Origin of the sequence: Mesorhizobium sp. M0802, assembly GCF_040320115.1 — a bacterium.
In the GTDB taxonomy this organism is placed as follows: Bacteria; Pseudomonadota; Alphaproteobacteria; order Rhizobiales; family Rhizobiaceae; genus Mesorhizobium.
Genome location: NZ_JAMYOY010000004.1, coordinates 136,655 through 161,035, shown reverse-complemented (window position 1 = coordinate 161,035; position 24,381 = coordinate 136,655). Strand labels below are relative to the sequence as shown.

The window sequence follows — 24,381 nt, the reverse complement described above, 5'->3', positions numbered from 1 at the left end:
CGCAACGTCACTGTGTATGATCCAGCACGACCTTGCCGAAGGGAGAGCCGTGTTCGAGATGGCGAAAGGCCTGCGCTGCCTCTGCCCATGGGAAGACCCGGTCGATCACCGGCCGCAGCCGATTGACGGCGAGCGCCCGGTTCATCGCTTCGAAGGACTCGCGCGAGCCGACCGGTATGCCGCGTGCTTTCACCTGGCGTCGGAAGATGTCGAGCGGATTGATCACCCCTTCGCTGCCGCCGAGATAGCCGATGACATTGATCTGGGCGCCGCGCGCCGACGCCTTGAGCGACTGCGCGAAACTTTGTGGCCCACCGACTTCGACGATGTGATCGGCGCCGCGGCCATCGGTCAGCGCCAGCACGGCCGACGACCAATCCGGATTGTCGCGGTAGTTGACGCCATCATGCGCGCCAAGCCCCTTCGCCCGGGCAAGCTTCTCATCGCTGCTCGACGTAACAATGACGCGCGCGCCGGCCGCCCTTGCCAACTGCACGGCAAACAGCGACACGCCGCCGGTGCCGAGGCTGAGCACGGTTTCGCCTGCCTTGAGCTTGCCCTCGGTGAACAACGCATGCCAGGCAGTGACGGCGGCGCAAGGCAATGTCGCCGCCTCTACGTCGCTGAGATGCGCCGGCGCGATGACAGCCGCCTGTTCGTCCAGCCGGGCGAATTCGCTCAGCAAACCGTCGATCGGGCCGCCGCGCTGGTAGGAAGGTTCGGCCATGGCGAAGCTGCCGCCGACCCATCGCTGCCAGAACGTGCCGCAGACCCGGTCGCCAACCTTGAAGCGGCTGACCTCGGGGCCAAGCGCGACGACCTCGCCGACGCCGTCGGAAAGCGGCACCAGCGGCAAGGGGAATGTCGTGTGATAACTGCCGCGCGCGATCTCGACATCGCGATAGTTGAGCGCCGTCGCCTTGACCCTGACGATCATCTCCTGACGGCCGGGCTCCGGCATTGGTCGTTCGACCATCTTGAGCTTGTCGATGCCGCCCGGCTTCTGCAGTTCGATTGCCTTCATTGTCGTCGTCCTTTCGTTTGAAAGGAAAATTGCTTGCCAGGCGATGGATTTCAAATTCATAATGTTTACAATGATTATGCTTACGAGACATGGTTCTAGCTATGCTTGAGGAATTGCGCACGCTCGCCCTGTTTGCCAAGGAGGGCTCGATCCAGAAGGTCGCCCGGCGCCTGCCGCTGACGCAGCCGGCTGTGACCCGGCAAATCCAGCGGCTGGAGGACATGCTTGGCACGACGCTGCTCGACCGCCGGCAAAAGCCGCCGCGACTGACGCCGACGGGGCTGGAAGTGCTGGCGCGCGGACGCGATATCATCGCTTCCGTAGAAGCGCTGAAATCCTTCGCCGGAAAGACCGAGCCGGAAGGTCTGTTCCGCCTTGGCCTCGCCCATGGCCTCTCGGACCGCGACATCGCCGGGGCCATCGCCAACGCCGCGGCGGCGTTCCCGAAAGTGTCGCTACGGCTCAAGACCGGCTGGAGCGCCGAACTGATCGATCAATTCGAACGCGGCGAGCTCGATGTGACGATTGTTCTGCGATCGTCGGATAAGCCAGGTCCGGAAGCGCTTGGCACTGAACGTCTTGGCGTCATAGCTGCGTCCACCGTCCCCGATCCGGAAGACGGTGGCCGGACACCCATGCCGTGGGTGCTTAGTCCGGCCCCTTGCGACGCGCGCCAGAAACTCATGTCCGTTCTGGTCGGCGGAAGGCGTTATTTCGAGATCGCGGCGGAGATACAGGATCCGGCCTTGCAGATGGAATGGGTCCGTCGGGGGCACGGCCTTGGGCTAGTGCCGTTGCGTCTTGCAAGGCGCGGACTTCCCGACGGCCTCATGCTGGTCAACACGGAAGATGTCGACCTTTCCTTGCAGGTCGCCGCACTTCGTTCGCCTCATCTCAACCGGCAGACTGAGGCTGCGGACGCCATAGTCGAGGCCGTCGGCAAAGTCATTGCGGCCCAGGTTTGAGGCTACCAGCCCTTGTCGGGCGATCTGGCATCCCTTGCCTCTCCTGCCGATTTGTGGTCTTGGGAGCCCGAAATCGCTTATCCAGCGACCATCCTCATACCAACGGCCAAGCCGTTGCTAGCATCCCGGATCAATCTCATCATGGCCAAGATCAATGGCAACGAAATCCGTCCCGGCTATGTCATCGAGCACGATGGCGGCCTTTGGGTGGCGGTCAGGACCAACACCGTCAAGCCCGGCAAAGGCGGCGCCTACAACCAGGTCGAACTTAAGAACCTGATCAACGGCACCAAGCTCAACGAGCGCTTCCGCTCAGCGGAGACCGTCGAGCAGATCCGGCTCGATCTGAAGGATTTTTCCTTCCTCTACGCCCAGGATGACGCGCTGGTGTTCATGGACACGCAGAGCTACGAGCAGCTCGAGCTGGCGAAGGATTTCGTCGGCGACCGCGCCGCCTTCCTGCAGGACGGCATGATGGTGACGGTCCAGCTCTATGAGGACAGGCCGATCGGCATTTCGCTGCCCGACCAGGTGACGCTGACCATCACCGAGGCCGACCCGGTGGTGAAGGGCCAGACGGCCGCGTCCTCGTACAAGCCGGCGGTGCTGGAAAACGGCATCCGCGTGCTGGTGCCGCCATTCATCGGCGCCGGCGAACGCATCGTCGTCGACACCAACGAACTCACCTACATGCGCCGCGCAGACTGACGCGTAGGCAGGAACAGATACGATGGCACGCTCCGCACTTCTCAATGTCATGGTCCAGGCCGCCATGAAGGCCGGCCGCTCGCTGTCGCGCGACTTCGGCGAGGTGCAGAACCTGCAGGTGTCGATGAAGGGACCGGGCGACTATGTCAGCCAAGCCGACCGCAAGGCCGAGGACATTCTGTTTGCCGAACTCTCGAAGGCACGGCCGGGCTATGCCTTCCTGATGGAAGAGCGCGGCATGATCGCAGGGGACGACGACCAGCACCGTTGGATCGTCGACCCGCTCGACGGCACCACCAATTTCCTGCACGGCATTCCGATCTTTTCCATCTCGATCGCGCTGGAGCGACAGGGCCAGTTGGTCGCCGCTGTCATCTACAACCCGGCAATGGATGAGCTCTACACCGCCGAGCGCGGCGGCGGCGCCTTCATGAACGATCGCCGGCTGCGCGTTGCCGGCCGCAGCAAGCTCACCGACTGCGTCATCGGCTGCGGCGTGCCGCATCTCGGCCGCGGCCAGCACGGCAATTTCCTCGTCGAGTTGCGCAATGTGATGGCCGAGGTCTCGGGCGTGCGCCGCCTGGGTTCCGCCGCGCTCGATCTCGCTTATGTCGCCGCCGGCCGCATGGACGGCTTTTGGGAAACCGGCCTTTCGGCCTGGGACATTGCCGCCGGCCTGCTGCTGATCCGCGAGGCCGGTGGCTTCGTCTCCGACATGGATGGCGGCCAGGATATGCTCGAGGCGGGTTCGCTCGTCGCCGGCAACGAGGTCATCCAGCGCGCGCTGCTCAAGGCGGTGAAGAAGCCGATCTCGGCGCGCTGATCACTTGGCATGCCGGCGCGGCGCGCTGAAGCGCCGCAGTCGCAAAACCGCAATCAAAGCTTGAAATACTGCCCGGCGGCCGCCCAGATAAGGGTGACGCAGGATCTTTATGACGAGCATACCTTCACTATCCTCGCGAGAAGCGCAGCCAGACCAGCCAATTGAAATCCCTTTTGTCGGGCGTTGGCACTATTCGCGTGCGGAGATGATCGCCGATGGCATCGTCCACGCGGTCGGCATCGTGCTGGCAATAGCCGCCGGCTCGGCGTTGCTGGCGCTGGCCGCCTTCCATGCCGGTCCCGGCGAATACATCGCCGCCGCCTTCTTCGTGGTGTCGCTGCTGACTGTGCTGTCGATTTCGCTGACCTACAATCTGTGGCCGGTGACGTCGCCGGCGAAGTGGATCTTGCGGCGCTTCGATCATGCGGCGATCTATCTCCTGATCGCCGCGACCTACACGCCCTTTCTGGCCCAGCTCGACGGCTCGCCGCTGGCGCTGCCGATGATTGTCCTTGTCTGGACCGCTGCTTTGACCGGCATTGCCATGAAAGTCTTCCTGCCCGGCCGCTTCGATCGTCTGGCCATTGTCTTCTATCTCGCCATCGGCTGGAGCGGCGTCGTCCTGGTCAAGCCGCTGGTGGCGACGTTGCCGACGACCTCGATCGCGCTGATTGTCGCCGGCGGCATCGTGTACTCCTGCGGCGTCATCTTCTTCGCCTGGAAACGCCTGCGCTTCCACAATGCCCTCTGGCACGGCTTTGTCGTCACCGGCGCCGGGCTGCATCTTGCCGCCATGGTCGACTGCCTGGTCGTCAACCGCCTCTGAACGGCGTGGTGCGGCCCGACAGTCGGGCAATATTGCCAAGCGCCATTCAATTTGGTCACAATTCCGTTTAGAGTCGCGAATTACGTGATCGGCGGCAATGGAGCGGTTCCAGGGAAGTATGAGCGGCTTCCCGTTCGGAATTGCGTCAAGGCAAATAGAGCATCGGAAACGGGGCACGGATGGCTTTTCTCAGATCCTTCGGCGTGGGCAGGCGTTCTGATGTCCTGATGTACGATCCGCACAAACTGTCGAGCCCGCAGGTCTTCCTCCTGACCATGGTCATCTTCCTGGTCATCGTCGCCTTCATCGCCGCCATCCTCACCCGCCAGATCTCGACCGCTTTCGGGAGCAATCCCGGCCTCAATGGCCTCATCGTCGGCGTCCTTGTGGTCGGCATCCTGCTCGCCTTCGCCCAGGTCGGACGACTGTTTCGCGAAGTGCGCTGGGTCAATTCCTTCCGCGCCGGTTCCGAAACCACCGAGCCGGTGCTGCTGGCGCCGATGAAGGCGATGATCGGCCGCTCCTCGACGGTCGCCTTCTCGACGTCTTCGATGCGCACCATGCTGGATTCGATCGCCACCCGCCTCGACGAAAGCCGCGACACCTCGCGCTATCTCGTCGGGTTGCTGGTGTTCCTCGGTCTGCTCGGCACCTTCTGGGGCCTGCTCAACACCATCGGCTCGATCCGCGAAACCATCGAATCGCTCGATCCCGGCACCGGCGACGCCGCCGCCGTGCTCGATTCGCTGAAGCAGGGGCTGTCGGCGCCGCTGGCCGGCATGGGCACGGCCTTTTCGTCCTCGCTGTTCGGTCTTTCCGGGTCGCTGGTGCTAGGCTTCCTCGACCTGCAGGCCGGCCGCGCCCAGACCCGATTCTATACCGAGCTTGAAAACTGGCTGTCCTCGGTCACCGATCTCTCCTCCGACATCGCCGTCGCCGACCCGGCCAAGACTGAATCCTCCGACGAGATCCGGGTCCTGTCGGAACGGCTGCGCAGCATGCAGGAAAGCGGCGGCGGCTCCAATCCGCGCGTCGCCACCGCCATGGCCAATCTCGCCGACGGCATTTCCGGCCTGGTCAAGAACATGCGCTCCGAGCAGCAGATCATGCGCGACTGGGTCGAGGCCCAGTCGGACGAGCAGAAGGCGATGCGCAACACGCTGGAAAAGATCGCCGACGCGCTAAAGAAACCCGGGGTCCACTAGCATGGCTCTCGCCAGGGGCCGGCGCACCGATCGCCGGATCGACTATTGGCCGGGCTTCGTCGACGCGCTGTCGACGCTGCTGCTCGCCATCATGTTCCTGCTTACCGTTTTCGTGCTGGCGCAGTTCCTGCTCGGCCGCGAACTCTCCGGCAAGGATACGGCGCTCACGCGCCTCAACTCGCAGATCAACGAACTGACGCAGCTGCTGGCGCTGGAGCGCTCGACCGCGCAGGACAAGGACGATTCGCTGGCCAATCTGCAGGCGTCGCTGTCGGCGGCGGAAGCAGAAAGGAGCCGGCTCGAGCAGTTGCTGGCGCAAGGCGCCGGCGCCGGCGACGCCGCCAACCAGCGCGCCGCGGAGCTCGGCGGCGAACTCGACAGCCAGCGCCAGATCAGCCAGCAGGCGCTGAGCCAGGTCGAGATCCTGAACCAGCAGATCGCGGCACTGCGCAAGCAGATCGGCGCGCTCGAGGACGCCCTCAACGTGTCCGAAACGCGCGACCGCGATTCCAACACCAAGATCGCCGATCTCGGCCGTCGGCTCAACGTCGCGCTGGCGCAGCGCGTGCAGGAACTGAACCGGTACCGCTCCGACTTCTTCGGCCGCCTGCGCGAAATCCTCGCCGATCGCGAGAACATCCGCATCGTCGGCGACCGCTTCGTCTTCCAGTCGGAAGTTCTGTTCCCGACCGGCTCCGAAGTGATCAACGATGCCGGCAAGGTCGAGATGAAGAAGCTCGCCGACGCCATCATCGAGTTGCAAAAGGAAATCCCGCCCGAGATCAACTGGGTGCTGCGCGTCGACGGCCACACCGACAACAAGCCGCTGTCCGGCGCCGGCCGCTATCGCGACAATTGGGAATTGTCGACGGCGCGTTCGACCTCGGTGGTCAAGTTCCTGATCGAGAACGGCGTGCCCGCCAACCGGCTGGTTGCGGCCGGCTTCGGCGAATTCCAGCCGCTCGACCCCGCCGACACCGAAGACGCCCGCAACAAGAACCGACGCATTGAACTGAAACTCACCGAACGGTGATTTTCAGTCACGCGAAATTGTTTGCCAGCTCAACTCTAGGGCGAAACGCCAGGCCGGCAAGGCCTGAACATTATCTTTCTTTAATTACACTTCGCGTTTCCGGGCTCCTACTTTGACGCGCAGGGCCGAGAACCGCCGGCGATGCCTCCCATCGCGACGCGACGGAACCGGACGGCCCGCTTCCGGAAGGCGGAGCGAAAGCGCTTGCCCCTTCCATAGCAGGAGGAGACGCACATCATGCGCTCTTTGAAGACTCTCAGGACCGCAACCCTCACGACACTTCTGATCACTGTTCCACTCGCCGGCGCCTATGCCGCCGGACATCACAAGGGCGCCCTCGACGCCAGCGACCCGACCGACATGACCGGTCCGCGTGTGACCGGCCTGATCGAGCAGGTGCGGGGCGTCGAACAGGGCATCGCGGATGCGCGCGAAACCAAGGGCATCTCGACCTCGGAAGCGCAGTGGCTGCATCTGCGTGCGGCGCATATCGGCCAGGCCGCCGAACGGGTCGCCGCTTCGGACCATGGCCGGATCCCGGCCGCGCAATATCACGATCTGCTGCGCCGCCTCGACAATGTCGATCAGAGGCTGATGTCCGACACCGGCAGCGGCTTCATGATCGGTGATGGCTCCGACGGCGGAAATTATCCGAACGGCTGAGATCCGCTCTGATATCTCCAGGAATGAGGAAGGGACTGTCTGACGCCCCCGGATCTGGCTCCGAGGGCGTCTTTTTTGTCACCAGCCCAGCCACAGCGCAGCGAGGGCCAGCACCGCCGGCACGGTCTGAATATAGAGGATCTTCCGGCTGGCAGTCGCCGCGCCATAGAGGCCGGCGACGGCGATGCAAAGCAGGAAGAACACCTTGATCTGGAATCCCGCCGCGCCGAGATGGAGGCCCCAGATCAGCCCGGCGGCAAGGAAGCCGTTGTAGAGCCCCTGATTGGCGGCGAGCACCTTCGATGCGCTGGCGAAGTCCGGCTTGAGGTTGAACGCCCTGTGCCCGCGCGGTGTGTCCCACGCCACCATCTCCAGATAGACGATAAAGAGGTGGATCAGGGCCACCAGCCCGACCAGGATATTGCCGATCATCTTAGTCTCCCCTCCATGGCGGTGTTCCACCGTCAGCCAGCATTCCACGCACCAGCTCACCGGCGCAAGCTGCATAGCCACCTTTGAGGGTTGCCAATCCTGGCGCGTTGGTATCTTTTCCCGCGGTCCAAAACGCGGAACCTGTCATGTCTTTTCAGAAGCTCGATGATCTCGGCCACAAGCTCGAAGCGCTGGAACATGCGCTCGCTATCCTCGGCGCCGACGAGGCGACCCACATGGCCGTCGGCGGCGGCGAGAAGCGCGCCGAAGCCATGTCGTCCCTGGCCGGGATGCTGCATATCAGGGCAACGGCGCCGGAGATCCCTGGCTGGCTCGCCGCCGCCGAACAGGAGGCGCTGAACGAGGAGCAGCAGGCGGCGGTCCGCGAACTGCGTCGCCAATACACCAACCTGACCTGCCTGCCGGTCGAATTCGTCGAGCGCCAGACGGTGGCGCGTTTGCGCTCCGAGCAGCTCTGGCGCGACCTGCGCGCCAAGAATGACTGGGCCGGATTCCTGCCGGCGCTCGAAGGTGTCATCGCGCTGGTGCGCGAGGAAGCCGCCCTGCGCGCCGACGCGCTCGGCCTCGATCCCTACGACGCGCTGATGGAGCAATACGATCCTGGCAACCGCGCCGCCGACATCACGCCGGTGTTCACCGAGCTGAAGACATTCCTGAAGGGCTTCGTGCCGGAAGCCCTGGCCGCGCAGGAAGCGCGACTGGCCAGGCATCCCGTGAAGCCGCTCTCCGGCAGCTATGCGATCGACCGGCAGCGCGAGCTTGGTCTCGCCATGATGGCTTCGGTCGGCTTCGACCTCACCCACGGTTCTCTGTCCGTATCGCACCATCCCTTCTGCGGCGGCGTGCCGAGCGACGTGCGCATCACCACCCGCTACAAAACGTCCGATTTCCTGTCGGCTTTGATGGGCGTGCTGCACGAGACCGGCCACGCGCTCTACGAGCAGAATCTGCCGAAGGCCTGGGCGCACTGGCCGCTCGGCAAGGCGCGCGGCATGGCGGTGCATGAAAGCCAGAGCCTGTTCGTCGAGAAACAGGTCGGCCGCAACCCCGAATTCTGGCGCTGGGCGCTGCCCGTGGTCGAAAAGCATCTCGGCGAAGCCTGGTCGCTCGACGACATCCTGCCGCATGTGCACCGGGTCGAGCGCGGCCTGATCCGCGTCGACGCCGACGAGGTAACCTACCCGCTGCATGTCATCCTGCGCTACGAGTTGGAGCAGGAGCTGGTCTCGGGGCGGCTGCAGGCGGCCGACCTGCCCGAAGCGTGGGACGCCAAGATGCGGGAGTATCTTGGCCTTTCGACCATCGACAACCCAGCCGACGGACCGATGCAGGACGTGCATTGGCCGGGCGCCGCCTTCGGCTATTTCCCGTCCTATACGCTGGGCGCCATGATGGCGGCGCAGCAATGGGCTGCGCTGACGCGCGACCATCCTTCAGCCGACAGCGATCTCGCCAGGGGCAATTTCGCCGCCATCAATGACTGGCGCCGCGACAAGATCTGGTCGCAGGGATCGCGCTGGTCGACGCCCGAACTGCTTGAGCGCGCCACCGGCGAGAAACTGAATGCCGCGCATTTCACCGAGCATCTCCGCAAGCGGTATGGTCCCGCCTGATTGCGGGTTGCTACTCCGCGGCACCCCTGAAGGCGCTTGCTCCGGTTTCGAACTGCAGCTTGGCCAGCCTTGCATAGATTCCGCCCTTGGCGACCAGGCTCTGGTGCGTGCCTTCCTCGACGATGCGGCCGCCATCCATGACCAGGATGCGGTCGGCCTTCAGCACGGTCGCCAGCCGGTGGGCGATGACGATGGTGGTGCGGCCCTGCATCAGCCGTTCCAGCGCCGTCTGCACCAGCGTTTCGCTTTCGGCGTCGAGCGCCGACGTGGCCTCGTCGAGCAGCAGGATCGGCGCGTCGCGCAGGATGGCGCGGGCGATCGCCACGCGCTGGCGCTGGCCGCCGGACAAGGTGACGCCGCGCTCGCCGACCTGGCTGTCGTAGCCCTTGTCGAGCCTGAGGATGAACTCGTCGGCCAGCGCGTCCCTGGCGGCGGCCTCGATCTCGGCATTCGTCGCGCCCGGCCGGCCAAAGCCGATATTGTCGCGCGCGCTTGCCGCAAAGATGGTGACATCCTGCGGCACGATCGCAATGCGCTCCCGCACTTCAGCCGGATCGGCTTCGCGCACGTCGACGCCGTCAATGGCGATGCGGCCGGTTTCTGGATCGTAGAAGCGCAGGATCAGCGAAAAGACGGTGCTCTTTCCGGCGCCCGACGGGCCGACGATCGCCACCGTCTCGCCGGGCTTGACCTGAAAACTCAAGCCGTGGACGGCGGCACGGTCCGGCCTTGCCGGGTAGGAGAAGGAGACGTCGTCGAAGCTGATCGCGCCTGTCGCCTTGGCGGGCAGCGGCAGCGGATTGGCCGGCGGTTGAATCGCCGGCGTCTCGTCGAGTATCTCGGTCAGCCTTTCGGCCGCACCCGCCGCCTGGGCAAGCTCGCCCCAGACTTCCGACAGTGCGCCCAGCGCGCCTGCGGCAAACACGGAGTAAAGCAGGAACTGGCCGAGCGTACCGGGCGACATCGTGCCGGCAAGCACGTCACGCGAGCCGAACCACAACACCGCCACGACCGAGGAAAAGATCATGAAGATGGCAAAGAAGGTGAGCAGCGAGCGGGAGAAGATCGACGAGCGCGCCGCTTGGAAGGCGGCTTCCACCGCGGCCGAGAACCGCCCGGTGACCAGCGTCTCGTTGGTGAACGCCTGCAGCGTGCGCACCGCGCCGATCTGCTCGCTGGCATAGGCGGTCGCTTGCGCCAGCGTGTCCTGCGCCTGCCGTGACCGGCGCCTCACCGAACGGCCGAACGCGACCAGCGGCAGCACGATGAGCGGAATGGCCGCGATCACCAGGCCCGACAGTTTCGGGCTGGTGACGACCATCATCGCCACCGCGCCAAGGCCGAGGATGACGTTGCGCAGCGCCACCGAGGCGGTGGCGCCGACGGCGGATTTCACCTGCGTGGTGTCGGCGGCAAGCCGCGAGACGATCTCGCCCGACTGGGCGGTGTCGAAGAAGGACGGCGAAAGCGTCGTGACATGCGAAAACACGTCGCTGCGGATGTCGGCAACGACCCGCTCGCCGAGCGTGATGACGAAGTAGTAGCGTCCGGCCGATGCCGCCGCCAGAATGGCTGCCATCGCCACCAAAGCGGCGAAATATTCGGCGATGAAGACGGTGCCGGAAGCGCTGAAACCGTGGTCGATCATGCGCCGCACGGCCAGCGGCAGCGCCAGCGTCGTCGCTGCGGCGATGGCGAGCGAAATGAGGGCGCCTATGACCAGTTTGCGGTAGCGGAATATGTAGGGATATAGGCGCCTGAGCGGCCCGAGCGAGCGCCTGCGCCCGTCTTGCTCGCCGCTGATGTCCGCCATGACCGTTTCCTCTGGCCGCTCCAGGTGGGCGCGTTCAATATGCGCCTGCCGTGGCCTTGTGATTCAATTCCGGCTGATGTATAGGCTCGCCGACCGTTTTAGAAGCCGTGGCTTTTCAATAGCTGCGGCTTCGAGTTTTAAAAAGGGGCGCATCGACGCAGGCCGCGGGCCCGTCTGTAGCGCCGCAAGCCAGGAAGCACGACAATGAAGGCCGATATCCATCCCGACTACCACACCATCAAGGTCGTCATGACCGATGGCACCGAATACTCGACCCGTTCGACCTGGGGCAAGGAAGGCGATACGATGAACCTCGATATCGACCCGACCACGCACCCGGCCTGGACCGGCGGCCAGCAGACCCTGCTCGACCGCGGCGGCCGCCTGTCGAAGTTCAAGAAGCGCTTCGAAGGCTTCGGCCTCTAAAGTTTACCTGTATCGCTGAATCAAGAACCCGCCTTTGTGGCGGGTTTTTTTGTTGCCGCCAAAGTCAGTCGCTTCGAGCTAACGCGCCGATACCTCCCGCTTGTGGGGAGGTCGCCCAGGGTCGGGTGCGGTCCGACGCCTCCACCCTGCTGCTTCGAAGCGACCCTTCCCAGAGTGGTGCGAGCCTACCCGTCCACCAATTCCCGCAGCGCCATGCGCTTGTAGGCGGCGACCAGCCTGTCGCCCTCCTGCCGGTCGACCGAGATCGCCAGCCGCACGGCAGCCTCGCCCATCTGCCAAACCAGAAACGCTGTGGTCTCCAGCGCCACCGGATCGGCGCCGGGATGCAGCCGCTTCAGCACCATCGTCAGGAATTCGGCATTCGCCCGGCTGTCGGCGAGTTCGAGCTGGCGCAGCGCCTTGTCGGCCTGGGTGCCCGACCAGATGTCGCGCATCACCGGCTCGGCCAGGAACAGCTGATAGTAGATATCCACCAGCTCCGAAAACGCCTGCCGCAGGCCCTCGGCGTCGACGACATCCTTGAGCGCCGAGGAGATGCAGGCCTGGCTTTCGGCGGTGTATCGCTCGGCCAGCGCCCAGACGATCGCCCGCTTGTCGGGAAAGAACTGGTAGAGCGAACCGATCGACACCGCGGCCCGTTCCGCTACCTCGCCCATGCGCATGGCGTCGCTGCCTTGCTCGGCAATCAGCGCCGAGGCTGCGGCCAGCATGCGCTCGACCCGCTCGCGGCTGCGCTGCTGGGTGGGCGCCCGTCGCGGCGATGCGACCTGCTCCTCAGATGCGGGCGTTGCTGTGTCTTCCATGACGGCCTCCGGTCTCGACAAAATCTGCCAACAAACGGCTTGACTCCCAAAATACGAGGGTTTATCACATTTTGCAAATGTGAGGATTATTCATATTTGTAACAAAGGAAAACCACCATGACCGACACCAAACCAGTCCTGATTCTCGGTGGCACTGGCAAGACCGGCCGTCGCCTCGCCGGGCGGCTGACCTCACAGGGCATTCCCGTGCGCATCGGCTCGCGTTCCGGCAGCCCCCGCTTCGACTGGGAGGTTCCGGCGACCTGGGAGCCTGCCATGCAGGGCGTGGGCGCCGTCTACATCAGTTACTATCCCGACATCGCCGTGCCGGGCGCCGCCGAGACCGTCGGCGCCTTCGCCAGGCTTGCGGTGGCAAATGGCGTCACCCGCATGGTGCTGCTCTCCGGCCGCGGCGAGACCGAAGCCCAGCGCGCCGAAGAGATGGTCAAAGCCTCGGGCGCTGACTGGACGATCCTGCGTTGCGCTTGGTTTTCGCAGAATTTCAGTGAAGGTTTTCTCGTCGAGTCCTTGCGGCAAGGCGAAGTGGCTTTGCCTGTCGGCCCTGTTGGCGAGCCCTTCGTCGATGTCGACGACATCGCCGATGCTGCCTTCGTTGCGCTGACCGAACCGGGTCATGTCGGCCAGCTCTATGAGTTGACCGGGCCGCGGCTGCTAAGCTTCGCCGACGCGGTTGCCGAGATCGCCAAGGCGACCGGCCGCGACATCCGCTATATCAAGATCTCGCATGACGAATTCACCGCCGCGACGGCGGCATACGAACTGCCGCCCGAAATCGCCTGGCTGCTCAACGAGCTGTTCACCGAAGTGCTTGACGGCCGCAACGAGACGCTGACCGACGGCGTCCAGCGTGTGCTCGGCCGCGCGCCGAAAGACTTTTCCGCCTACGCAAATGAAACCGCTGCAACCGGCATCTGGAGCAACTGAGATGATCAAGCTTCTTCCCACCCTCACCATCATCGCCGCCATCGGCTCGGGCGTCGTCGGCGGCGTGTTCTTCGCCTTTTCCAACTTTATCATGGCGGCGCTTGCCCGGCTGCCGGTCCCCCAAGGCATCGCAGCGATGAATTCGATCAACATCACGGTGATCACGCCCACCTTCATGACGGCGCTGTTCGGCACCGGCCTGCTCTGTCTGGTGCTTATCGCCGCCGTTATCATGGGCTGGAGCCAGTCCGGTTCATACTGGCTGCTTGCCGGCGCCGTGATCTATTTGATCGGCAACCCGATCGTGACCATGGTCTTCAATGTGCCGCTCAACGATGCGCTCGCCGCCGTCGACCCGGCCAGCGCCAATGGCGCAGCCGTGTGGGCGAACCATCTGAATCAATGGGTGATGTGGAACCACGTCCGCACCATCAACGCCATCGTGTCGATGGCCTGCTTCATCTTCGCATTGCTCTGAAAGTCGTCAAGCAAGGTAAGCTGTGTTGAGATTCAGGTCAGGTCGAGTCGAAAATGGTGGCTTCCGAGAACCGGAGCGGAGCGTACTCAAGTACGTGTGCACCGGAAGCGCAGGAAGGCGTCATTTGCAGGCCGGCCTCACCTGAATCTCGACGCAGATTAGGCCTTGCGGTCGGAATGGCCTAGATCGCGGTCCGGATCGATGACGTCGCGCACCTGCTGCTTGAGCTTGGCTGCATCGGGAAAGCCGCCGTCGCGCTTGCGGTCCCAGACCAGCACATCGTTGCAGGAAACGGTGAAGATGCCGCCTGTGCCCGGCACCAGCGTCACTCCACCGAGATCCGTGCCGAAGGTGGAGAGCAGTTCCTGCGCCATCCAGCCGGCCCGCAGCAGCCACTGGCACTGGGTGCAATAGGTGATGCGGATGATGTGCAGCTCGCTCATGTCGGATTGAGTTCCGCCAATGTCCTGGTCGATCATGCCGCGCTGAGCTTGGCCATGGTCTCGTCGTCGACCTCGAAATTGGCGTAGACGCTCTGCACGTCGTCATCGTCCTCGAGCGTTGCCACCAGTTTCATCAGCGATTGCGCCCGCTCTTCGTCGACCGGGACATTGTTCTGCGGCTGCCAGATCGGCTTCACCGATTCGGCCTCGCCAAGCGAGGCTTCCAGCGCCTTAGACACTTCGCCCATACTCTCGAACGCACAGTAGATGGTGTGGCCTTCCTCGTCGGACTCGACGTCATCGGCGCCGGCCTCGATCGCCGCGTCCATCACCTTGTCGGCGCTGCCGGCGGAGGCCGGATAGTAAATCTCGCCGGCGCGGTTCCACATGAACGACACCGAGCCGGTTTCACCAAGCGCACCCCCGGCTTTGGTGAAGGCGGCGCGCACGTTCGAGGCCGAGCGGTTGCGGTTGTCGGTCAGCGCCTCGACGATCAGCGCCACGCCGCCTGGCCCATAGCCTTCATAGCGCACCGCTTCGTAATTCTCGGCATCGCCCATCGATGCCTTGTTGATGGCGCGCTGGATGTTGTCCTTCGGCATCGACACCGCCTTGGCGTTCTGAATGGCCAGGCGCAAACGCGGGTTCATCGACGGATCCGGTGTTCCGCTCTTGGCGGCGACGGTGATTTCGCGCGCCAGCTTGGAAAACATTTTCGACCGCACCGCGTCCTGCCGGCCCTTGCGGTGCATGATGTTCTTGAACTGTGAATGGCCGGCCATGGCACCCCTGTCGTCTTCGGCTAGAGCATCCCGAAGCGAGGTGGTCTCACCTCGTCCTCCCGGGTACTCGAATTCAAATTTTCAGAGCCGTCCAAGGTGCAACGCGATGGATGCACGGCGTTCTCTGTCGGAATGGCCGGCTTATAGATAAATCGGCTCAATTCGTCCAGCCGCGCCGGTTCAGTCCTCCAGATCGGACTTCAGCCGGTCGATAATGCTGAGCGCATGGCCGGCATACTGGCTGATCCAGCGGTCGTGGATGTGCTTGATCGGCAGCGCGTTGAGATGGTTCCAGCGCTCTCGCCCTTGGCGCTTTGCCACCACCAGTTCGGCTTCTTCCAGCACCTTGAGATGCAGCATGACGGTGCAGCGATCGATGTCGGGAAACGCCTCGCACAACATGCCGGTCGTCTGCGGCGCATCCTTCAGCCGATCCAGCAATTCGCGACGGCGCGGATGCGCCAACGCCTTGAAAACGTGATCGTCTGCGGTTTGGCTTGACATGTTATGTTTCTATAACATATCGTCGAGCCAATCAAGGAGGAGCTGTGGATATGTCTCTTGGATTCAGAGTTTCCGGGCGCATCGGCAAACCGGTCGCCGAAGTCTTCGACGCCGTCGTCAATCCCAAAAAGCTGAGTGGCTATTTCACCACCATCGGCGGCGCCAGCGCGCCGCTGAAGGCCGGCACCGGGGTGGTCTGGTGGGGCAAGGTGCCCGTCGAAGTCGATGAGGTGATCAAGGACCGCCATATCGTGCTGCGCTGGGATGCCACCGATGCCGAAGGCAAGCCCGCCTACAAGACACGCATCGAGATGAACTTCGAGCCGCTGGACGATGGCGGCACCCTTGTGACCATTGCTGAATCCGGCTGGCCGGAAGGCGTGGTCGGCCTGCAGAAATCCTACCTCAATTGCGAGGGCTGGTCGCAGATGCTGGCCTGCATGAAGGCCTATGTCGAATACGGCATCAATCTGCGCGACGGCTACTACCGCGGCGAGATGAGGGGCGAGCCGGCCAACGAGACAAACAGATGAACAGCGCAACGGAGCCCGCAATGACCGCGAAAATGACAGGTGGAATCAACATCGCCATGAAAGTCCCGTCACATCAGTACGAGGCGACGATCGCCTTCTATCGCGACGTCGTCGGCTTGAATCCATTCACCGCCAAGACGCCGGCCATCGGCTTCGAGCTTGGCCCAAACCGTCTGTGGATCGACGAGGCGCCGATGCTGAGCCAGGCCGAAGTCTGGCTTGAGCTTTTCACCGACAATTCTGCAGCCATTGCGGATCATCTCGCCAAGGCCGGCGTCGTCCGTTGCGACGCGGTCGAGCCCCTGGGCGAAGGCTTTCGCGGCTTCTGGATCGCCAACCCGGCCAGCATCGTTCACATGGTGCGCGAGCCTGACGCCTGGTGAGCGCAAACCGGACAAGGAAAGGAGCATCGATGGAAATTCACAAAACGCCGACTGCCGAAGCCGGCATGCTGATCAGGCGGCCGGTCGCCGAGGTCTTCGAGGCGATCGTCGACCCGGCCATCACCACGAAATTCTGGTTTACCCACAGTAGCGGCCGGCTGGATAGCCGCAAAGAGGTTCGCTGGGAGTGGCGCATGTACGGGGCCTCGGCGATGGTCAATGTCAGCGAGATCGTCGAGAACAAGAAGATCGTCATGCAATGGAGCGATCCGCCGACCACTGTGGTCTGGACATTCACGGAGATGCCCGGCGCCGAAACGCCTGACGGTGCGACCTTTCTTGAGGTCAGCAATTTCGGCTTCGCCGGCACCGCCGACGAGCAGGTCAAGCAGGCGGTCGGCTCGACCGACGGCTTCGCACTGGTTCTTGCCGGCGCAAAGGCATGGCTGGAACAGGGCCTGTCGCTTGGCCTGATCGGCGACCGTTATCCGAAGGGCGTGCCGGGGCGCTAGGATCGCCCCGATCGCCCAGCCTCAATGCCCACCGCTGGATTTCTTCCTTCGCCGCGCCAGCATGTTGAGGCCCTCGACCAGGGCGGAAAAGCCCATCGCGGCGTAGATGTAGCCCTTCGGCACATGATAGCCCATGCCGTCGGCGATCAGCGTCATGCCGATCATCAGCAGGAAGCCCAGCGCCAGCATGACGATGCTCGGGTTCTTGGCGATGAAATTGGCCAGCGGCCCGGCCGCCAGCATCATCACGCTCACCGCCACGATCACGGCGATGTACATGATGGCAATCTCGTCGGTCATGCCGACGGCGGTGATGATCGAATCGATCGAAAAGACGAGATCGAGCAGCAGGATCTGGAAGATGGCGCCGGCAAGCGAGATCTGCAGCGTCTCGCCCATCATCGTATCCTTGTGGTCGTCGGGATCGACGGTGTGGTGGATTTCCTTGGTCGCCTTCCAGACCAGGAACAGGCCGCCGGCAATCAGGATCAGGTCGCGCCAGGAAAAGCCATGGCCGAACGCTGTGAACACCGGCGTCGTCAGCTGCACGATGATGGAGATGATTGCGAGCAGCACCAGCCGCATGATCAGCGCCGCCGAGATGCCGAGACGGCGGGCGCGGGCGCGCTGCGCCTCAGGCAATTTGTTGGTCAGGATCGAGATGAAGATCAGATTGTCGATGCCGAGCACGACCTCGAGGACGATCAGCGTCAGCAACGCGACCCACGCGGTTGGATCGGAAACAAATTGAAAATGCGGCGCAAAGAACTCGATCAGCTGCATGGAGGTCGTCCCCTCTTTAACGATCTAGAGCAGTTTCGTCGCCAGTTAGGTACTTTACTCGACTATATCAATGTCAAGACCAGAAGGATGGCGCGGTTTCTTCGAGCCGCGGCCCGCGACGAAAAGGCGCGATCTTCTCGGTCAGGCCGGTGCGGTCGGAAATAGTGACGCCGACGCCGCACAATGTCGCCGGTCCGGTCGCCGCCTCGAAGCGGCCTTTCGGCACTTTCGACAGGAAGCGGTTGAGCGGCTCTTCCTTGTCCATGCCGAGCGAGGAATCATAGTCGCCGCACATGCCGGCATCGGACATGTAGCCGGTGCCGCCGTTGAGGATCTGGTGGTCGGCCGTCGGCTGGTGCGTATGGGTGCCGATGACGAGGCTGGCGCGGCCGTCGACGAAATGCGCGAAGCACATTTTCTCCGAGGTCGCTTCGGCATGGAAGTCGATGACCACGGCATCGGCCTGCTCGCCCAGCGGACAGGCGGCCAGCTCGCGCTCGCCGGCCTGGAACGGATCGTCGAGCTCGGGATGCATGAACACCCGGCCCATGATGTTGGCGACCAGCACGCGCGCGCCGTTTTTGGCGATATAGACGCCGGAACCGCGCCCCGGCGTGCCCTTGGGGAAGTTGGACGGGCGCAAGAAGCGCTCCTCGCGCGGCGCGAAGACCAGTGCGTCGCGCTGGTCCCAGACATGGTTGCCGGTGGTGACGACATCCGCACCGGCGGCGATGGTGTCGCGAAAAATGTCTTCGGTGATGCCGAAGCCGCCGGCGGCGTTCTCGCCATTGACGATGACGAAGTCGAGTTTGAAATCCGAGATCAGGCCGGGCAGTTGTTCCCACACCGCCGTACGTCCCGATTTGCCCACCATGTCGCCGAGGAAGAGAAGTCTCATGCCCACTTCTATCCAGAGGCACGGACGCTAGGCAAGCGCTACCCGGGCGATTGGCGCTAACGCCGGCCGAAAGTACCACGCTGCTGTTGAGGCGGCTTGGCGCTCGCGCCCGCAACGCGAACTGCCGAAGGCATCATCGGTGACGCCGGCGGTGCGGTGCGTCCGCGCAGCCAGAAGAACCACACGTAAAAAACAGTGAACCCACCAGTAGCGGCCAGGAGCAACAGCCCGCCGCGCCAGCCCTTCATCGCCGCGGTATCGAGGATCGATGGATTGGCAGGGTTGTAATACAACTTCACCGCGTCGCCTTTGGACGCCGTGTAGAGGCCGATGTCCTTTCCCTTGCCGGACCACGTCATCGGTGCATCGTTCGCGACATAGGTGACAGCGACGTTGATGCCTTTCGCGGTGAGGCCATTACCCTGGGCTTCGCTGTAGGAACTGACATCCGTCACTGTGGCAACCGTCTGATGCCAGGCGAACTGGTGGTGCAGGGCCGTTCCGGAAATGTGCAATGCCATCGCGAACAGCGTTACCGCGATGAGGACGAACGGCATCAGCAGGAAGCGTGCGAAGACAAACATGATGGCCGCCATCGGCTCGGACTGTGTTGCCGGAATACTATCCGGCACGTCTTGGAAACGCGTTAAGCGGGATCGCGGTCTTTTAAGCGATGTCGAAGCGGCGCAAACCGCTCTCGGTGAGTATTTCCGGGATGATGACGTCGTGCGCCTCATCCGGCACCAGACCCACCTCCTGGCAATCGAAAGCGATGCCGATCAGTCGTGGCGGCTGGCCCTTGTCGATCAGCCTGGCGATGGCGCGGTCGTAATAGCCGGCGCCATACCCGATGCGATGACCGCGGCTGTCGAAGGCCGCGAGCGGCACCAGCATCACCGCGGGATCGAGAACCTCGGCCTCCGCATGCGGACCGACCGTGCCAAAACCCATCTCGACCATCGGCGCGCCGCGCACCAGTTCGCGAAAGACGATGGTGGTCTTGTCGAGGATGGCCGGCAGGCAAAGCCTGGCCCCGTTCTCGCGCAAGGCGAACATCAGCGGCCTGACGTCGACTTCCGATCGCATCGGCCAGAAAGCTGAAACGATCTGACCCGGCTCGATGGCGAGGTGGTCGCGCGCCGTCTCGGCCATTTCAAGCGCGATCTCCACCCGCCACAGCGGATCGAGCGCATCGCGACGGCCGAGTGCCTCGAGGCGCAACTGCTTTTTCAGGTCTTTGGGAGATGTCATGCGCGGACGATAGAAAAGGTCGGATCTGGGTGACGTTTCATGAGCGACGTTTTCTACCACATCATCCGCCAAACTGGGCGGATAGAGGTAAGTGACGATCCACACAACCGGTGGAGAGAGCGATCCCGGGAACCTACAAAGTAGGTGGGCGCCGTATGAGAAAACCCACGGGTCTTCCCAGGGACAGCTCCCTAAGGATCGTTAAGGCCCCGGGGAAAATGTTCTCCTGCCGGGAAGCGCAGACCGCCAAGCCCAATATAGGCGGCTGGTCGGTCAAGCGCTAGTGACATGAGCCGATGTTTCCATTTCGATCTCACACGCTTTGGTCGCAGCCGGCTCGCCCTTGCACAGGTCAAGCAGCGTCCTTACGCTCGCGCTGACCAACCGAGGAGCAAGTATGCGTTTCGAAGGCACGGCGGCCTATGTCGCCGACAAGGATCTGATGGTGGCGGTGAACGCCGCGATCGCGCTGGAGCGGCCGTTGCTGGTCAAGGGCGAGCCGGGCACCGGCAAGACCGAGCTTGCCCGCCAGGTGGCATCGGCGCTCGGCCTCGACCTGATCGAATGGCACGTCAAGTCGACCACCCGTGCGCAGCAGGGACTGTATGAATATGATGCTGTCTCGCGGCTGCGCGACAGCCAGCTCGGCGATGCCAGGTTCAACGACATCAAAAACTACATCAAGCGCGGCAAGCTCTGGCACGCCTTCGCGGCCGGTAAGAAGGTCGTGCTGTTGATCGACGAGATCGACAAGGCCGATATCGAATTCCCCAACGACCTGCTGCAGGAACTCGACCGGATGGAGTTCTTCGTCTACGAAACCGGCGAAACGATCCGCGCCGCTGTGCGCCCCATCGTCATCATCACTTCCAACAATGAGAAGGAACTGCCCGACGCCTTCCTGCGCCGGTGCTTCTTCCACTACATCCGCTTTCCCGATGTCGACACGCTGCACAAAATCGTCGACGTGCACTATCCCGGCATAAAGCAGAATTTGGTGCGTGCTGCCCTGACCCAGTTCTACGAGATCCGCGATGTGCAGGGGTTGAAGAAGAAGCCGTCGACCTCCGAGGCGCTCGACTGGATCCGCCTGCTGGTCGCCGACGACATCGCACCCGAGGATCTGCGCGCCGACCCCAGGAGCGCGCTGCCGAAGCTGCACGGCGCACTGCTCAAGAACGAACAGGACGTGCATCTGTTTGAACGCCTGGCCTTCATGGCCAGACGGCAGGGGTGAGGATCGAGGGTTGGCTGACAGCTACGGGCGGCTTTGGCCGCTTACTCCGCGGGAGCAAACCCTCTCTCCTGCGGCGCGACGCGCTTCGGCCCGAAGATGACGAAGCCGATGACCGACAGGGCGAGAACGCCGATCCCGCAATAGAGCATGACCCAGCCGAAACCATTGACCAGCGCGGCATGCACGATGGCGCCGGATGGGTCGAGGGCTGCGAGCTTCGGCGTCCCCTGCGCAAGGCCCTCCAGATTGCCGGTGGCGACCCTTTCCGCCAGTGCCCGCAACTCATCCGGCTCCAAAGCCGCGCCGAGTGTGGCCCGCAGGTGGGAAACGATACCTTGCGTCAGCAGCAGGCCGAGCACCGCGATGTTGATAGCGAGCGTGATCAGGCGTGCGCTGATGTCGATGCCGGACGCCATGCCGGCACGATCCGGCGATACCGCGCCGGTCGTGGTATTGGTGGTCGGCGAATTGGTGAGACCGATGCCGATGCCGGCAATCAGCGTGCCGGGCAGCATGGTCAGCCAGGTGGCGCCCTCGAGCCTGGAGCCGATCCACATGGCGATGAAACCGATCCCTAGCGTCAGCAGACCGAGCGGGATGGCAATTCGTGCCTGATAGCGCGCGCGAATGCGCTCGGCGATCGGCGGCATCACCATGAAGGGCAGCGTGTAGACGAGCAACAGCAGGCCGGTCGTCGTGCTGTCATAGCCGAGAACGCCCGAATAATAGATCGGCAGATAGATGATGAACGGCCAGTAACTGAAATTCATGCCGATGGCGCCCATGATCGCGCCGGAAAACTGGCGGATGCGGAACGCGGAGAAATCGAACATCGGATAGGGATTGACCCTCTCGGCCACAAGGAAAGCGATGAACGCAGCCACGGAGGCTGATATCACGCCGATGCGGGCGCTGGTCCCGAGATCCGCACCTTGCGTGATCAGATAGGAAAAGCCGAACACCGCCGCCGACAGCGTCAGCATGCCGGCCCAGTCGAGCTTCTGGGCGTTGTGATCGCGCGATTGCGTGACACCGGCGCCGATAAAGGCGAGCGCCAGGATCGCCAGCGGCACGTGGATGAGGAACACCCATTGCCAGTTCGACAGCGCCACGATCAAGCCACCGATGGCGGGCCCGAAACCGAGCCCGATGCCTGAGACGACGCTCCAGGCGACGAAAGCCTTGCCGCGTTCGCGGCCGTCCTGGAACTGGTGAGACAGCACGGCGACGCTGCAGGTCAGCATCGCGCCGCCGGCGAGGCCTTGCAGGAAGCGGGCGGCTATCAGCAGTGCAGCACTCGGAGCCAGGCCGCACAGCAGCGAGGCGAGGCCGAAGGCGACGGTGGTGATCACCATCACGCTCTTGCGGCCGAAACGGTCGGCCAATGTCCCTGTCGCCATCAGCACTGTCGTGCAGGCGATGGTGTAGGCATTCATGATCCACTGCAAATCCCTGAAATTGCCGGCGAGCACGCTTTCCAGTTTCGGCAGGATCACCGGCACGCTGGAGATTTCGAGCCCGAACAGCAGCGACGCCAGGCACACGCCGGTGAGCGCTATGGTGTTTCGTTGAATTGGCATATCGATCTCTTTCCATCCGAGCATGAGGCGCTCTTCAAACCGCGACCAGTTTGAGATAGAGGAGACTCGACCATGAAAAAAGGCTATGCTCGGCTATATCAGAAATGACAAAACGGAATGATCGGCCCAATGGAGTGCTGCGATGACCAGTCTTGATGTGGACGCCGTACGAACCTTTGTGATGGTGGCCGATCTGCAGAGCTTCACCCAGGCGGCATCGGCGCTGGGCAGCACGCAGGCGACGATCAGCGTCAAGCTGCGCCGCCTTGAGGAGAAGCTCGGCGCGCGATTGATTGAAAGAACGCCGCGCCGCGTCAGCCTGTCGGCACGAGGCGCCGTCTTCCTCCCCGCCGCGCGTGACTTCCTTGCCGCGCACGAGCGCGCCATGGCGGAGTTTGCGTCAGCACCGTGCCGGCTTGCGCTCGGCTTTGTCGATCATGCCGCCGGTCCGGCGCTGTCCATTCTGATTGCCCAGCTCCATGCGCACGATCCATCGCTGACGCTCAGTTTGAGGATCGATACCAGCACGGTGCTCAAGGAAGCTTTCGATCACGGCGAGCTCGATGCAGTCATCGTGCACCGCGAAGGCGACAGCCGTCCTGGCCGGACCTTGTCGCGCAACCACTATGGCTGGTTCGCAGCACCTTCCTTCGAGTGGCAGCGCGGAACGCCGTTGCGCCTCGCGCTCTTAAGCACCGTGTGCAACTGTCCGGATCGTGTGCGGGCGGTCGAGGCGCTGGACAAAGCAGGCATCGCCTGGGAGGAGGCCTTCGTCGGCGGCGGCGGCGCGGCCGTCAACATTGCGATATCGGCGGGCTTTGCCGTTTCGGCGCTGGCTCACTGCGTCGCTCCGCCCGGCCTGATCGAGGTTGGCCGCAAGCTCGGCCTGCCGTCGCTTGACCCCTCCGAAGTGGTCCTGCATTCGCACAATCTGGCGCCGCGGGCGCGTGACGCGCTGCAAATGCTGGCGACCGCATTTCGCGAGTACAATTCGCCGGTGGATTAGGCGATGGTGTTTCCGATCTGATTCCGCCGGAATCCGATAAGGCTTTGGAGGAACCGAAATGACGGAGATCACCGTCCGTCCGCTGGCGCTGGCCGACCATGCCGACTGGCGGCGGCTGTGGACTGCCTACCTCACCTTCTACGAGACCAAGCTGCCGGACGAGGTCTACGACATCACCTGGAAACGACTGTTCACGGAAGGTGAATTCGAACCGAAGGGGTTTATCGCCACGCTCGACGGCAAGGCGGTCGGCCTGACCCATTATCTCTATCACCGCTCCGGCTGGTCGGAGAAAAACAACTGCTACCTGCAGGACCTGTTCGCCGACCCTGATGTGCGCGGCAAGGGCATCGGTGCGGCCCTCATTGAAGCGGTCAAGCAGGAAGCCGGCAAGATCGGCGTCAAGAACGTCTATTGGATGACCCACGAAACCAACGCCACAGCGCGCAAGCTCTACGACCATGTCGCGCGGCGGACAGGTTTTATCGAGTATGATCTGCTATGATGCGAGCGCGATCGAAATAACGCGGAAGGAGCCGAATGATCCGCTATGTCGGAATCGTGGATGGCAGTGACGGCGTTTGGGGAGTGCGGATGCCCTATCTCGCCGGCTGCCACGGGGCCGGCGCAAACCCGGCTGAAGCGATAGCCGATGCCGCGTCGGCTATGC

General features: G+C 63.3%; 29 protein-coding genes and 1 other RNA gene. 17 read left to right on the top strand and 13 right to left on the bottom strand.

The annotated features are described in order from the left end of the window. Positions 1-7: 7 nt before the first annotated feature. Positions 8-1,024, bottom strand: a complete 1,017-nt coding sequence (locus NKI10_RS08855; RefSeq protein WP_352859557.1) for a zinc-dependent alcohol dehydrogenase family protein — start codon at positions 1,022-1,024, stop codon at positions 8-10. A gap of 101 nt (positions 1,025-1,125) precedes the next feature. On the opposite strand from NKI10_RS08855, the gene NKI10_RS08850 reads away from it, so the two are divergent. From NKI10_RS08850 to NKI10_RS08820, 7 genes are all read left to right on the top strand, one after another. Continuing rightward, on the top strand, positions 1,126-1,989 hold the full coding sequence (locus tag NKI10_RS08850; RefSeq protein ID WP_352859555.1) for a LysR family transcriptional regulator: 864 nt from the start codon (positions 1,126-1,128) through the stop codon (positions 1,987-1,989). 141 nt (positions 1,990-2,130) lie between these two features. Next, positions 2,131-2,697, top strand: coding sequence for an elongation factor P (gene efp / locus NKI10_RS08845; RefSeq protein ID WP_023668757.1), 567 nt, complete (start codon positions 2,131-2,133; stop codon positions 2,695-2,697). A gap of 22 nt (positions 2,698-2,719) precedes the next feature. Beyond that, positions 2,720-3,520, top strand: a complete 801-nt coding sequence (locus tag NKI10_RS08840; protein ID WP_352623723.1) for an inositol monophosphatase family protein — start codon at positions 2,720-2,722, stop codon at positions 3,518-3,520. A gap of 109 nt (positions 3,521-3,629) precedes the next feature. Beyond that, the gene (gene trhA / locus NKI10_RS08835; RefSeq protein WP_023700276.1) at positions 3,630-4,346 is read left to right on the top strand and encodes a PAQR family membrane homeostasis protein TrhA; all 717 of its coding nucleotides are present in this window, start codon (positions 3,630-3,632) and stop codon (positions 4,344-4,346) included. 179 nt (positions 4,347-4,525) lie between these two features. Beyond that, a complete protein-coding gene (locus NKI10_RS08830) occupies positions 4,526-5,551 on the top strand; it encodes a MotA/TolQ/ExbB proton channel family protein (RefSeq protein WP_023668754.1) in 1,026 nt (341 codons plus the stop codon). Between the two features lies 1 nt (position 5,552). Next, on the top strand, positions 5,553-6,584 hold the full coding sequence (locus NKI10_RS08825; protein WP_023716065.1) for a peptidoglycan -binding protein: 1,032 nt from the start codon (positions 5,553-5,555) through the stop codon (positions 6,582-6,584). A gap of 237 nt (positions 6,585-6,821) precedes the next feature. Then, positions 6,822-7,247 carry a hypothetical protein gene (locus tag NKI10_RS08820; protein WP_023737876.1) on the top strand — a complete coding sequence of 142 codons (426 nt, stop codon included), beginning with the start codon at positions 6,822-6,824 and terminating at the stop codon, positions 7,245-7,247. 78 nt (positions 7,248-7,325) lie between these two features. Here NKI10_RS08820 and NKI10_RS08815 read toward each other — a convergent pair whose 3' ends face one another. Then, positions 7,326-7,679, bottom strand: coding sequence for a DUF1304 domain-containing protein (locus NKI10_RS08815; protein WP_352859551.1), 354 nt, complete (start codon positions 7,677-7,679; stop codon positions 7,326-7,328). A 146-nt stretch (positions 7,680-7,825) separates the two neighbouring features. Here NKI10_RS08815 and NKI10_RS08810 point away from each other — a divergent pair, with 146 nt between their 5' ends. Then, entirely contained in the window at positions 7,826-9,313 is a 1,488-nt protein-coding gene (locus tag NKI10_RS08810) for a carboxypeptidase M32 (RefSeq protein ID WP_352859549.1), read from the top strand. 10 nt (positions 9,314-9,323) lie between these two features. Here NKI10_RS08810 and NKI10_RS08805 read toward each other — a convergent pair whose 3' ends face one another. Continuing rightward, complete coding sequence (locus tag NKI10_RS08805) at positions 9,324-11,126, bottom strand: ABC transporter transmembrane domain-containing protein (RefSeq protein ID WP_023668749.1); 1,803 nt, start codon at positions 11,124-11,126, stop codon at positions 9,324-9,326. Positions 11,127-11,330: 204 nt separating this feature from the next. On the opposite strand from NKI10_RS08805, the gene rpmE reads away from it, so the two are divergent. After that, the gene (gene rpmE, locus NKI10_RS08800) at positions 11,331-11,552 is read left to right on the top strand and encodes a 50S ribosomal protein L31 (protein ID WP_023668748.1); all 222 of its coding nucleotides are present in this window, start codon (positions 11,331-11,333) and stop codon (positions 11,550-11,552) included. 185 nt (positions 11,553-11,737) lie between these two features. On the opposite strand, the gene NKI10_RS08795 is transcribed toward rpmE, so the two are convergent. Beyond that, positions 11,738-12,376: a TetR/AcrR family transcriptional regulator gene (locus NKI10_RS08795; RefSeq protein ID WP_023829284.1), complete on the bottom strand. Its 639-nt coding sequence runs from the start codon at positions 12,374-12,376 to the stop codon at positions 11,738-11,740. A 117-nt stretch (positions 12,377-12,493) separates the two neighbouring features. Between NKI10_RS08795 and NKI10_RS08790 the strand changes: the two genes are divergently transcribed. Both NKI10_RS08790 and NKI10_RS08785 read left to right on the top strand, forming a co-directional pair. Beyond that, complete coding sequence (locus tag NKI10_RS08790; RefSeq protein ID WP_023668744.1) at positions 12,494-13,321, top strand: NAD(P)H-binding protein; 828 nt, start codon at positions 12,494-12,496, stop codon at positions 13,319-13,321. 1 nt (position 13,322) lies between these two features. Continuing rightward, positions 13,323-13,799, top strand: coding sequence for an anthrone oxygenase family protein (locus tag NKI10_RS08785; RefSeq protein WP_352859545.1), 477 nt, complete (start codon positions 13,323-13,325; stop codon positions 13,797-13,799). A 158-nt stretch (positions 13,800-13,957) separates the two neighbouring features. Here the strand turns inward: NKI10_RS08785 and NKI10_RS08780 are convergent, their stop codons facing one another. The 3 genes from NKI10_RS08780 to NKI10_RS08770 all read right to left on the bottom strand — a co-directional run bounded on the left by NKI10_RS08780 (position 13,958) and on the right by NKI10_RS08770 (position 15,528). Then, the gene (locus NKI10_RS08780; protein ID WP_352859543.1) at positions 13,958-14,242 is read right to left on the bottom strand and encodes an Rdx family protein; all 285 of its coding nucleotides are present in this window, start codon (positions 14,240-14,242) and stop codon (positions 13,958-13,960) included. 32 nt (positions 14,243-14,274) lie between these two features. Then, positions 14,275-15,024, bottom strand: coding sequence for a YebC/PmpR family DNA-binding transcriptional regulator (locus NKI10_RS08775; RefSeq protein ID WP_023668740.1), 750 nt, complete (start codon positions 15,022-15,024; stop codon positions 14,275-14,277). Between the two features lie 180 nt (positions 15,025-15,204). Beyond that, a complete protein-coding gene (locus NKI10_RS08770; RefSeq protein ID WP_023711994.1) occupies positions 15,205-15,528 on the bottom strand; it encodes an ArsR/SmtB family transcription factor in 324 nt (107 codons plus the stop codon). Positions 15,529-15,578: 50 nt separating this feature from the next. On the opposite strand from NKI10_RS08770, the gene NKI10_RS08765 reads away from it, so the two are divergent. The 3 genes from NKI10_RS08765 to NKI10_RS08755 are packed head-to-tail and all read left to right on the top strand — an operon-like array spanning position 15,579 to position 16,956. Then, positions 15,579-16,061, top strand: coding sequence for an SRPBCC domain-containing protein (locus tag NKI10_RS08765; RefSeq protein WP_023668738.1), 483 nt, complete (start codon positions 15,579-15,581; stop codon positions 16,059-16,061). Positions 16,062-16,081: 20 nt separating this feature from the next. Further along, positions 16,082-16,444 carry a VOC family protein gene (locus NKI10_RS08760; RefSeq protein ID WP_023700266.1) on the top strand — a complete coding sequence of 121 codons (363 nt, stop codon included), beginning with the start codon at positions 16,082-16,084 and terminating at the stop codon, positions 16,442-16,444. A 29-nt stretch (positions 16,445-16,473) separates the two neighbouring features. Beyond that, the gene (locus NKI10_RS08755) at positions 16,474-16,956 is read left to right on the top strand and encodes an SRPBCC family protein (protein WP_023698429.1); all 483 of its coding nucleotides are present in this window, start codon (positions 16,474-16,476) and stop codon (positions 16,954-16,956) included. Positions 16,957-16,977: 21 nt separating this feature from the next. Here the strand turns inward: NKI10_RS08755 and NKI10_RS08750 are convergent, their stop codons facing one another. The 5 genes from NKI10_RS08750 to ssrS all read right to left on the bottom strand — a co-directional run bounded on the left by NKI10_RS08750 (position 16,978) and on the right by ssrS (position 20,136). Next, positions 16,978-17,739 (bottom strand): TerC family protein, encoded by a 762-nt coding sequence (locus tag NKI10_RS08750; RefSeq protein ID WP_352859540.1) that lies wholly within the window; start codon positions 17,737-17,739, stop codon positions 16,978-16,980. 73 nt (positions 17,740-17,812) lie between these two features. After that, entirely contained in the window at positions 17,813-18,637 is an 825-nt protein-coding gene (locus NKI10_RS08745) for a TIGR00282 family metallophosphoesterase (RefSeq protein ID WP_023668734.1), read from the bottom strand. Positions 18,638-18,693: 56 nt separating this feature from the next. After that, entirely contained in the window at positions 18,694-19,221 is a 528-nt protein-coding gene (locus tag NKI10_RS08740) for a DUF3592 domain-containing protein (RefSeq protein WP_196813862.1), read from the bottom strand. Between the two features lie 82 nt (positions 19,222-19,303). Beyond that, entirely contained in the window at positions 19,304-19,888 is a 585-nt protein-coding gene (locus NKI10_RS08735; protein ID WP_023698428.1) for a 5-formyltetrahydrofolate cyclo-ligase, read from the bottom strand. A gap of 92 nt (positions 19,889-19,980) precedes the next feature. Beyond that, positions 19,981-20,136, bottom strand: a non-coding RNA gene (ssrS, locus tag NKI10_RS08730) — 6S RNA. Between the two features lie 149 nt (positions 20,137-20,285). Between ssrS and NKI10_RS08725 the strand changes: the two genes are divergently transcribed. Further along, positions 20,286-21,125 (top strand): AAA family ATPase, encoded by an 840-nt coding sequence (locus NKI10_RS08725; RefSeq protein ID WP_023700255.1) that lies wholly within the window; start codon positions 20,286-20,288, stop codon positions 21,123-21,125. A 41-nt stretch (positions 21,126-21,166) separates the two neighbouring features. On the opposite strand, the gene NKI10_RS08720 is transcribed toward NKI10_RS08725, so the two are convergent. Then, positions 21,167-22,705 (bottom strand): MFS transporter, encoded by a 1,539-nt coding sequence (locus NKI10_RS08720; RefSeq protein WP_023700254.1) that lies wholly within the window; start codon positions 22,703-22,705, stop codon positions 21,167-21,169. Positions 22,706-22,847: 142 nt separating this feature from the next. Here NKI10_RS08720 and NKI10_RS08715 point away from each other — a divergent pair, with 142 nt between their 5' ends. Further along, positions 22,848-23,711 carry a LysR family transcriptional regulator gene (locus tag NKI10_RS08715; RefSeq protein ID WP_023698426.1) on the top strand — a complete coding sequence of 288 codons (864 nt, stop codon included), beginning with the start codon at positions 22,848-22,850 and terminating at the stop codon, positions 23,709-23,711. Between the two features lie 58 nt (positions 23,712-23,769). Next, on the top strand, positions 23,770-24,216 hold the full coding sequence (locus NKI10_RS08710; protein ID WP_023668728.1) for a GNAT family N-acetyltransferase: 447 nt from the start codon (positions 23,770-23,772) through the stop codon (positions 24,214-24,216). Positions 24,217-24,381 lie beyond the last annotated feature (165 nt).